Origin of the sequence: Pantoea sp. GbtcB22, from assembly GCF_019091025.1 — a bacterium.
GTDB classification, from domain to species: Bacteria; Pseudomonadota; Gammaproteobacteria; order Enterobacterales; family Enterobacteriaceae; genus Pantoea; species Pantoea leporis.
This window is the reverse complement of sequence record NZ_JAGXKB010000659.1, coordinates 1-243: the sequence shown is the minus strand read 5'-3', so window position 1 is coordinate 243 and position 243 is coordinate 1. Positions and strand designations below refer to the sequence as shown.

Here is a 243-nt window from a genome sequence, read left to right as displayed (position 1 = left end):
CGTCGTCGAAGTGGACGACGCGACGGGCGAGGTCGAGATCCTGGACTACGTGTCCGTCAACGACGCCGGTCCGAGGATCAACCCGACGGTGGTAGATGGACAGATTCAGGGCGGCATCGCGCAAGGGTTGGGCGGCGCGCTGATGGAGGAGATCTATTACGACGAGCAGGCGCAGCCGCTCGGATCGTTCCTCGACTACGCGATCCCCCGCTCGACGGACATGCCAGATGTGCGCCAGGAGCA

At 64.6% G+C, this 243-nt stretch carries 1 protein-coding gene; it reads left to right on the top strand.

Features of this window, described 5'->3' with window-relative positions; translation table 11 throughout:
- The coding region (locus tag KVT28_RS26300; RefSeq protein WP_217551226.1) for a molybdopterin cofactor-binding domain-containing protein at positions 1-243 on the top strand (243 nt) is incomplete at both ends.